This window comes from Streptomyces rimosus subsp. rimosus, from assembly GCF_000720725.1.
Classification (GTDB): Bacteria; Actinomycetota; Actinomycetes; order Streptomycetales; family Streptomycetaceae; genus Streptomyces; species Streptomyces rimosus_A.
The window spans coordinates 36119-44770 of the sequence record NZ_JOCQ01000066.1 but is presented as its reverse complement, the minus strand read 5'-3'; the positions used below and the strand labels follow the sequence as shown (position 1 = coordinate 44770).

Genomic DNA, 8652 nt, shown 5'->3' with positions numbered 1-8652 from the left:
CCTCCCGCCCCCTCCCGTCCCCCTGTGGCAGCCCTCGGGGCGGGGCTGAATCTCGCGGGTCATCCGGAGGGTGAGAGTCCGATTTTCAAGCGCTCATCAGCCTTGGTGGCTTGATTTCGCCTGGGTAACCTTTCCGATGATCAGCACAGCTACCTGCAGGAAGAGGACTCTCCTCATGCGCAACCACACTCGGGCCGGCGTCATAGTCGCCACTTCCCTCCTCACCGCCGCGGGCCTGGCGGCCCCGGCTTCGGCCGCCGGGTCGGCCGCTGCGGTCCGCAACGCGGGCCCCTCCTGCACCTCGCTCTCCAACGGAACGCTCTGCGTGGGCATCATCGACGGCGGCCACACCGTGAACGTCGTCTACGGGAAGACCGGTGGATCCCCGGTGACCGTCAAGTTCGGTTACCGCAAGGGCAACACGAAGCACCTCAGCAACGCGTACACGGTCAAGAAGGGCGACACCAAGACGTACAAGTTCAAGAACCAGAACCTGGGCTGCAGCACCATCTACGGTCTCATCGCAGTCCTGGACCAGGGCAACTTCGAGACGCCGGGTGTCCACAACACCGGTTGCTGATCATCCTCGCCGCCCAGCGCCCACGGCGCCGGGCGGCGTGCTTGTCCGCACGGACTGTCATGGCGTCCGGTCCGGCCGCGAGCCGGGAGAACGCCGCCTGCCTGACTACCGTGCCCCTCCCGAGCCGCTCACCGGGCCGCAGCGGGCACCCGTATGGACTCCGGGTCGCGGAACGGACTCACACGCGGGGCCGCGTCCCGCGTGGGGGAGATCCCGCACAATGCCTGGCCCATGTGGGCCTGCTGGGCAGTGTCGATCGGGCCGGTCTTCGGGAGCCCGTCCTCTCCGAGCCCGTAGTAGCGCGTGAGGTTCACACCGAGCGACAGCTGTCGGCGGCCGTCCTCGCTGGACAGGGATATGGTCGAGGCGCCCCAGACGAGACCGTCGTGGCCCCAGAAGCGCCCGCACGTCGAGTCCACTGAGAACAGGCCCAGACCGTAACGCGCCCCTACCTCCGTCGGCACCGTGGTCTTCATCTGGCGCAGTTCGGCCGGGTCGAGCAGTTTGCCGGTCAGCAGGGCCCGGAAGAACTGGTTCAGGTCGTCCATCGTCGATATCAGCGCACCGGCCGTACGGGCCCAGGACATGTTGTGCACGGTGAAGTCGCGCGGCGGGTCGAACAGGCCGTACAACCCCTCGTAGATCTTGGCGTGCGGGCCGGTCACATGGGCCGAGCGCGGGAAGTACGTGTGCTTCAGCCCGGCCTTACGTATGACGTGGTCGGTGATGTACTTCTCCGGCGCCTGGCCGGTGACCTTCCGGAGCAGCAACCCGGCTATCACATAGTTGGTGTTGGCGTAGTGGTGGGCCTCGCCGGGCTTGCCCTGCGGGGGTGCCTCCAGGCCCAGCCGGACCAGCTCGCGCGGGTCCCACTGGCGGTAGCGCATGCGCACCACGTCGTCCGGCGTCTTCCAGATCTCCGTGTCGTAGTCGCCCAGGCCGCTGGTGTGGTTCAGCAGCATCCGTACCGTGATCGCGCGGCCGCGTTCGCCCGGGACCACGTCGGGCAGGTAGCGGCCGATCGGGGCGTCGAGGTCGATGGTGCCCTCACCGACCTGCTGGAGCACGGCGGTGGCGGTGAAGGTCTTGGTGATGCTGCCTATACGGTGCTCGAACTGCGGTCTCATCGGGCGGCCGGTCTTGATGTCGGCGACGCCGGAGGCGCCCTGCCAGGACGCGTCGCCGTCCCGCACGGCCGAGTAGGCCCCGTACATGCCTGCCTTGTGCAGATCCTGAAGAGTCCGGTCGAGTGCTTTGCGGTCGAGGCCGGGGTGGGCCGGTCGGGCTGTGGCGGTCGCAGCCGGGGGAGCGGGCGGGGCGGGTGTCCCGGCAGCCGAGGCCGGGAGGGCCGGGGCGAGCAGGGCCAATAAGACGGCCGTGGCGGTGGCGGCGAGCCGTACGCGGCGGCGGCTCGGAGGGGACATCGGAGGGGACAGGGGCATGGCACGTCTCCGTCGGTGCATGGCCGAGGGCTCCCGCGGAGCCTGCGGCGGTCGGGTGGTGGCCGGCGATCTCTCTCGCTCACTGGAGATTGTGCTGGCCACGCCGCCCCCGGCCATCAGCCTTTGGTACCGGACCGCTCACATGTTTGCGTGACGGATGTCAGGTTTGCGGGGCGAGTTGAGGTGCCACTGAGGGGCGCGTTCTGAGGGCGCCGACCACGGCCCCTACGGCGCGCTCGGAGGCCGCTCGGGGTGCGTCGGAAGGCCCACCCGTTCTCCTGTGACCCGTACCACAAGCCCCCTTCTTTTCGAAGGACCTTCGCAAAGAAGGCTTCAGAGGGCGCAACCAGGGCGTGTCGGATGACCATCTAATCTTGCGGAGAGGCTCGCTGCCGTCGGCAGGGCCAGAACCATGCCCACCGCTGCACCATGCCCTGGAAGCGAGTAGATCCCCGATGAGTCTGACGGGCACGCCCTTCTTCCTGACCGCGATTGCGCTGCTGGTCGTCGCGGTCGTGCTGCCGTTCGCGCTGTGGGGCCGCGTCCGCGGACCGAAGGCGGTGCGGGCGGTGGCACGCCTGGGCATGCTGGTGTTCGCGCAGGTCACCGCGATCACGCTGGTGTTCGTGATGGTCAACAACGCCAACAGCCTCTACGACAACTGGGACGACTTGCTCGGCACGTCCGACCACGTCGAAGCCGCCAAGGACCTCGGCCCGGACGGCATGGGCGGGCTCAAGACGCAGAACGAGCCCAAGCAACTGGTGCAGTTCGGCCCGCCCAAGGACCCGGTCGTCGGGGCGGGCGTCCAGGAGGGCGAGTTCAAGGGGCGGATATCGGGCGTGAGCGGCGAGGTCTACGTATGGCTGCCGCCGCAGTACGACGACGCCGCCTACCAGGACAAGAAGTTCCCCGTCGTGGAGCTGCTCCCCGGGTTCCCCGGCTCGGCCAAGTCCTGGCTGGGCACGCTCAAGGCCGCCGAGCAGCTGAAGCCGCTGATGGAGCAGGGCAAGGTCAAGCCGTTCATCCTGGTCGCGCCGCGCACCACCCTGCTGGGCAAGGTGGACACCGGCTGCGTCAACATCCCGGGCAAGGTCAACGCGGACAGCTGGCTGAGCGTCGACGTGCGCCAGATGGTGGTCGACAACTTCCGGGCCGAGGACAAGCCCGCCTCCTGGGCGGTGGCGGGCTACTCGGCGGGCGCGCACTGCGCCGCCAAGCTGGCGCTCGCCCACCCCGACCGCTACCGCGCCGCCATCAGCCTCTCCGGCTTCAACGACCCGAAGATGGAGCCCGCCTCGCTCGCCGGCCAGGACCCCAAGCTGCGCGTCGAGAGCAACCCGCTCACCATCCTCAAGTCCGCCAACAAGGCGGGCAAGCCGCCGCGCACCGCCCTCTACATCTCCGGGGCGTCCAACGACGGTTACGAGGCCGGGCTCGCCCTCAAGCAGCTCGCCAAGAACCCGACGACGGTCAAGGTCCAGCTGATCCCGCCGGGCGCGGGCGGCCACGGCACGGCCGTATGGAAGAACCAGATCCCGGAGGTCTTCCGCTGGCTGAGCGGCGTCATCGGCACCGAGCCCACCGGCGGTACCGAGCACGGCCGCGGCACCGGGCCGGGCCACGGCACCGAGCCCGGCCACGGCCGCGGCCCCGAGCATCCCCGCGGTCCCCGGCACGCCTAGAGCACCGGAGCCGCCGTCAGCAGGGGAAGCCGCCGTCGGCCCCCGCAGCCTGACCCTGACCGGCGGCATCGCACAGGAAGAGACCGCCGCCCGAACGGTACGGCGGGAGACCTGAGTGTCACGGGTGTCCTGGGCCTCACGGGCGTCACGGGCGCCACGGGCGCCACGGGCGTCATACGGATACGGCACTCAGTGCGCCGTCAGTCCGCCGTCCACCACCAGCTCCGACCCGGTGATGAACGAGGAGTCGTCGCAGGCCAGGAAGAGAATCGCGGGCGCGATCTCGTCGGCGCGCCCGGCCCGGCGCATCGGGGTGCGCCGGATGTCCGGCTGCTGGTCGCCCTGCTCGTCCAGGACCTCCTGGATCATCGGCGTGGCGATCACGCCGGGGTGCACGGAGTTGACCCGGACACCCTGCCGCGCGTACTCGACCGCGGCGGTCTTGCTCAGCAGCCGTACCGCGCCCTTGGACGCCTGGTAGGCCGCCGCCGAGCCGCTTCCCACGAGCCCGAGCACCGACGAGGTGTTGATCACCGACGCGTTGCCGCTCGCCCTGAGGAGCGGCATCGCCGCCTTCATGCCGAGCCATGTGCCCTTCTGGTTCACGTCGATGACCCGGTCCCAGGCCTCCTCCCGGGTGTCCTCGATGCCCGGCCAGTCCACGATGCCGGCGAGGTTCACGAGGACGTCCAGGGCGCCGAACCGGTCGCGTACGGCGGTGATCACCTCGTCCCACTGCCGCGCCGAGGAGACATCGAGGCGGGCGGCGGTGACTTCCGCGCCGTACGCCTCGATCCGGCCCGCCAGGTCCCGCAGGGGCCTCTCGGCGACATCGGTGAGCACCAGCCGGGCTCCTTCGCGAGCGAAAAGTTCGGCGGTCGCCGTGCCGATGCCACCGGTCGCGCCGGTGATCAGTGCGACCTTGCCGTCGAGTCGAAGCCTTGCCATGGGAACGTTCCTCGCTACTCGTAGTGCCGACTGCCGGGCCGGTTCCGGCCCGACCCGCTCCACCGACTCTGCGCAGGTCAGCAATGGCCAACCAGGCCCCGTACTGCCTGGGTGCAACACACCCAGGCACCCCACCGGACCGCCGCCTAACCTGGCCGCATGGACGACAACCACCTGGGGGACTTCCTGCGCGCACGCCGCGCCGGACTGCGACCGGAGGACGTGGGCATGGCGAGTTACGGGGCCCGCCGGGTCGCCGGACTGCGCCGCGAGGAGGTCGCCGTCCTGACCGGAGTGAGCGCCGACTACTACACGCGCCTGGAACAGGGCCGCGAGCGCAATCCCTCAGCGCAGGTACTCGACGCCCTCAGCCGCGCGCTGCACCTCGACGAGGACGCTCGCGCACACCTCTACCGGCTGGCGGGGACCGCGCTGGACGACCAGGCGGCCACGCACACCACCGAGCAGGTCAGCCCAGCGCTGCGTCAGCTGATGGACGGCTACCCGAACACGCCGGCACTCGTCCTAAGCCCTGCACTGGGCATCCTGGCCACCAACGCCCTGGCCGACGCCCTCTACGCCCCGTTCAAGCCCGCGGACAACCTGGCCCGTATGACCTTCGCCGACCCCGCGGGCCGGGACTTCTACACGGACTGGGACCGGGCGGCCCAGGCCACCGTCGCCAACCTGCGCCAGGCGGCGGGCTACGACCCGGACCACCCGGGGCTGCGCGAAGTCGTCCGTACCCTCACCGAACAGAGCCCGGACTTCGCCCGCCTCTGGAACGCCCACAGCGTGCGCGGCAAGACCCGGGACGCCAAGCGACTCCTGCACCCGGACGTCGGCCCGCTCTCGCTCACGTACCAGGCGTTCGACGTACGCGACGCTCCTGGCCAGCAGCTCGTCATCTACCACGCCGAACCGGGCAGCCCCAGCGCCCAGGCCCTCGACCTGCTCGGCTCGCTCCACGCGACCCGCCGCCAGGACGACACCCAGGCCGGCCCCGGGCGTCGGCGCTAGCCGGTGGCCCCGGTCTCCGAGTCCTCCGGCGGCGGCAGCCGTACAGCCGTCACCGGCCCGTGCAGCCGCCACCCCAGAGTCCGGTAGAGGGCACGCCCGGCGAGGCTGGCCACGAGGATGCCGCGGGCGGCGCCCAGCCGGACCATGTGGGCCGTCAGCGCGTTCATGACGAGGCGGCCCAGGCCACGACGGCGGTGCGCCGCACAGGTGCTGATCATGTCGAAGACCGCCGACGGGGGCGTGGAGGCGTCGGTGAGACCGGCCCGTCCCCGGGCGGCGAGATGGCCGGTGGCGGCGTCCAGGACGCGGCACCGGAAGACGCCGGTGCCGTCCTCGTCCGCCGTCTCGACGGTGTAGCCGGCCGGTGCCGCCGCAGGCGAGGGTGCCGGGGCCAGAGCGGCCGACATCAGGAACTGCGGCTCGGTGATCTCCCAGGTGGGAGGCAGGATGGGGGCGACTTCCGAGCGCGGGGCGCAGACGTTGATCCACAGGTGGGGGGTGGTGATCGAGGCGGTGAGGTCGCGGAGGACGCCCGGGTCGGCGGCGGGGAAGACGTAGCGGTGCGACCAGACGGGGACGCGGACCTCGACGTAGAAGCCGCCGTGCACCGCGACGGGGGGCGCGGCGCCACGGCACCGCGCCAAGCCGTGCACCCAGGTCCGGACGAGGTCCGGGTGCACGGCGGGGGGAGGGGAGGAGGGGGAGGAGGGGGAGGGAAAGAGCGAACCGGCCGTATCTATAGGGAGGTTCATACGGCCGATCTTACGGCGGGCCTTTGTAAGGGCGGAGGTTTCGCCGTCAGGGCCCGCCTCCCTGGGTCCGGCGGCGGCCCGTAACAGGGGGAGCGGGCCGCCGCCGTTCCTCTCGGCGGGGACGGCCGACGACCGCCGGGGCGGAATCCGGCGGCGGTGGGGAGTCGACCGCCTGATTGACGACGCTAAACCTCGCCACCGCGGAAAAGCGCCGGTTGACGGGTATTGCTCGCTCTCGTCCCGTCGGTGTGTATGCCTGCCCGTTGCCGTACGCCTCGAAGGCGCACCCCGCACCAACTCCGACCGGGAGTGGAAGAGAGGCGTACCTGAGTGCGAAGCCGTGGTAGGCGAGGGCTACGATCCACCACTATGGACGTAGTAACCAAGGTCTTCGTAGGTCTGCACATCATCGGCATCGCGTCGCTGCTCGGCGGTTTCCTGACCCAGATGAAGCCGATGAGCGCGGGCACCGCCCGCTTCGTGCCGGCCATGCTGCACGGCGCGCTGACGATGCTGGTGACCGGCGTCATCCTGGTCGGCCTCAACCAGGCCCAGGACCACTCGCTCAACAACGTCAAGCTGGGCGTCAAGCTCGCCGTACTGGTCGTGATCCTGGGCCTGGTCTACGTGAAGCGCGACGAGGAGAAGGTGGAGAAGCCCTTCTTCCTGGCGGTGGGGCTGCTGACGGTCGTCAACATCTTCATCGCCCTGCTGTGGACGTGAGCAGCAGCCGTTGAGGGCCTGCAGAGGGCCGTGGGGCGCGCCCCACGGCCCTCTTCTCATGCCGGCCGCGCGAGCCTCATGCCGACCGTACGAGCCTCATGCCGGCCGTACGCTCCCGTAGATCGGCATGTAGTAGATCGACTCGACTCGCACACTGGCCCCCGGCTTCGGGGCGTGGATCATCTTGCCGTCGCCGATGTACATGCCGACATGGCTGATGTCGTTGTAGAAGAACACCAGGTCACCGGGCTTGAGGTCCTTGGTCGCCACCCGGTCGCCGACCTTCACCTGGTCCCAGGTCGTACGGGGCAGCGAGACGCCCGCCGCCTTCCAGGCCGCCTGGGTCAGGCCGGAGCAGTCGTAGGAGTTCGGGCCCGTCGCGCCCCAGACGTACGGCTTGCCCATCTGCGCGCGGGCGAACGCGAGCGCCTTGGCGGCCTTGGTCGCGTACGAACCGTCGTCGGACGTACCGCCACCGGAGCCGCCGGAACCGCCCGTGCTGCCGTCCGGTGATCCGGAGCCGGTGCCCTGCCCCGGAGTGTCGTGCTGCTTGCGGTCCTCCCGCTCCTTGCGCTCCTTCTCGGCCTGCTTACGGGCCAGCTCCTCGGCCTTGCGCTTGGCCTCGGCCTCCTTCTTGCGCTCCAGCTCGGCCAGCCGCGCCTTCTCCTGGGCGGTCAGCCGGGACAGCAGCTGCCGGGCCTCGGCCAGCTTGTCCTGGACGTCCTTCTTGGACTCCTTCAGGGATGCCTGCGTCTCGGTGAGCCGGTCCAGGCTCCGGGACGCCTCGGCCCGCTGCCGTACGGCCTTGGCCTGCTGCTCCTGATAGTCGCTGACGGCCTTCTTCTGCGCGCCGGTCAGCTGGTCCATCAGGTGGCTGCGGTCCGCGAACTGCTGCGGGTTCTTGGCCAGGAGCAGCTGCGCGGTCGGGCTGATGCCGCCGCTGCGGTACTGGGCCGCGGCGTAGGTGCCCAGCTGGCGCCGGGCGTCGTTCATCTTCTGGGTGCGCCGGGCGGTGTCGTCCAGGAGCCGGTCGACGGTGCTGCGCTGCTCGTCGGCCTGCTCCTTGGCGGCGTTGTACTTCTGGGTCGCCACCTCGGCCTGCCGGTAGAGGTCGTCGACCTTCTGCTTGACCTCTTCGATGTTCTGCTGGGGCTGGCGCGGCGCGGCCTCGGCGGTCTGCGAGAGCAGGGTGACGGAGGCGAGGGCTGCGGTGGTGAGCCCGGCAGCCGTACGGCGGCTTCCGGGGGCGGTGAGTATGCGGGTGCGCGGCTTGCGGTGCGACGCCAAGGCCGGCGACTCCTTCCGTGGACCGCCTACCGGGTTAGCTGTCGGGTTCGGGCGTTCACTGCGGTGCTACGGAAGGCTGCCCTACGGTCCGTACGGCTGCGGGAGAGGGCCTGGAGGCGGCGCCCCTGGGGTGGGGCCCTTCGGGCGGTGCCCGAGGCGTCTCTCGCCGTATGCCGTACCGGCCGATTCACCCCGGTGGTACGTGTGGGTCCCCG

General features: G+C 70.4%; 8 protein-coding genes. 4 read left to right on the top strand and 4 right to left on the bottom strand.

Annotated elements, in window-relative coordinates:
• Nucleotides 1–175 precede the first annotated feature (175 nt).
• Nucleotides 176–580: a hypothetical protein gene (locus IH45_RS1000000148970; RefSeq protein WP_158813305.1), complete on the top strand. Its 405-nt coding sequence runs from the start codon at nt 176–178 to the stop codon at nt 578–580.
• A gap of 128 nt (nt 581–708) precedes the next feature.
• Here IH45_RS1000000148970 and IH45_RS0128645 read toward each other — a convergent pair whose 3' ends face one another.
• Complete coding sequence (locus IH45_RS0128645; RefSeq protein WP_267885164.1) at nt 709–2004, bottom strand: serine hydrolase domain-containing protein; 1296 nt, start codon at nt 2002–2004, stop codon at nt 709–711.
• 473 nt (nt 2005–2477) lie between these two features.
• On the opposite strand from IH45_RS0128645, the gene IH45_RS0128640 reads away from it, so the two are divergent.
• Nucleotides 2478–3707 carry an alpha/beta hydrolase-fold protein gene (locus IH45_RS0128640; protein WP_030674724.1) on the top strand — a complete coding sequence of 410 codons (1230 nt, stop codon included), beginning with the start codon at nt 2478–2480 and terminating at the stop codon, nt 3705–3707.
• A 189-nt stretch (nt 3708–3896) separates the two neighbouring features.
• Here IH45_RS0128640 and IH45_RS0128635 read toward each other — a convergent pair whose 3' ends face one another.
• Nucleotides 3897–4655, bottom strand: coding sequence for an SDR family NAD(P)-dependent oxidoreductase (locus IH45_RS0128635; protein WP_030674721.1), 759 nt, complete (start codon nt 4653–4655; stop codon nt 3897–3899).
• Between the two features lie 159 nt (nt 4656–4814).
• On the opposite strand from IH45_RS0128635, the gene IH45_RS0128630 reads away from it, so the two are divergent.
• Nucleotides 4815–5675, top strand: coding sequence for a helix-turn-helix transcriptional regulator (locus tag IH45_RS0128630; RefSeq protein ID WP_030674718.1), 861 nt, complete (start codon nt 4815–4817; stop codon nt 5673–5675).
• Here IH45_RS0128630 and IH45_RS0128625 read toward each other — a convergent pair.
• Complete coding sequence (locus tag IH45_RS0128625; protein WP_158813303.1) at nt 5672–6427, bottom strand: GNAT family N-acetyltransferase; 756 nt, start codon at nt 6425–6427, stop codon at nt 5672–5674. The genes IH45_RS0128630 and IH45_RS0128625 overlap by 4 nt on opposite strands.
• 369 nt (nt 6428–6796) lie before the next feature.
• Here IH45_RS0128625 and IH45_RS0128620 point away from each other — a divergent pair, with 369 nt between their 5' ends.
• A complete protein-coding gene (locus tag IH45_RS0128620; protein ID WP_030674712.1) occupies nt 6797–7150 on the top strand; it encodes a hypothetical protein in 354 nt (117 codons plus the stop codon).
• A 96-nt stretch (nt 7151–7246) separates the two neighbouring features.
• Here IH45_RS0128620 and IH45_RS0128615 read toward each other — a convergent pair whose 3' ends face one another.
• Nucleotides 7247–8437 carry a C40 family peptidase gene (locus tag IH45_RS0128615; RefSeq protein ID WP_030674708.1) on the bottom strand — a complete coding sequence of 397 codons (1191 nt, stop codon included), beginning with the start codon at nt 8435–8437 and terminating at the stop codon, nt 7247–7249.
• Nucleotides 8438–8652: the final 215 nt, after the last annotated feature.

Bases quoted from the DNA above. Each gene is read 5' to 3' on its own strand.
- IH45_RS0128635 (WP_030674721.1), bottom strand. From the start codon at position 4,655: ATGGCAAGGCTTCGACTCGACGGCAAGGTCGCACTGATCACCGGCGCG.
- IH45_RS1000000148970 (WP_158813305.1), top strand. From the start codon at position 176: ATGCGCAACCACACTCGGGCCGGCGTCATAGTCGCCACTTCCCTCCTC.
- IH45_RS0128630 (WP_030674718.1), top strand. From the start codon at position 4,815: ATGGACGACAACCACCTGGGGGACTTCCTGCGCGCACGCCGCGCCGGA.
- IH45_RS0128645 (WP_267885164.1), bottom strand. From the start codon at position 2,004: ATGTCCCCTCCGAGCCGCCGCCGCGTACGGCTCGCCGCCACCGCCACG.
- IH45_RS0128640 (WP_030674724.1), top strand. From the start codon at position 2,478: ATGAGTCTGACGGGCACGCCCTTCTTCCTGACCGCGATTGCGCTGCTG.
- IH45_RS0128620 (WP_030674712.1), top strand. From the start codon at position 6,797: ATGGACGTAGTAACCAAGGTCTTCGTAGGTCTGCACATCATCGGCATC.
- IH45_RS0128625 (WP_158813303.1), bottom strand. From the start codon at position 6,427: ATGAACCTCCCTATAGATACGGCCGGTTCGCTCTTTCCCTCCCCCTCC.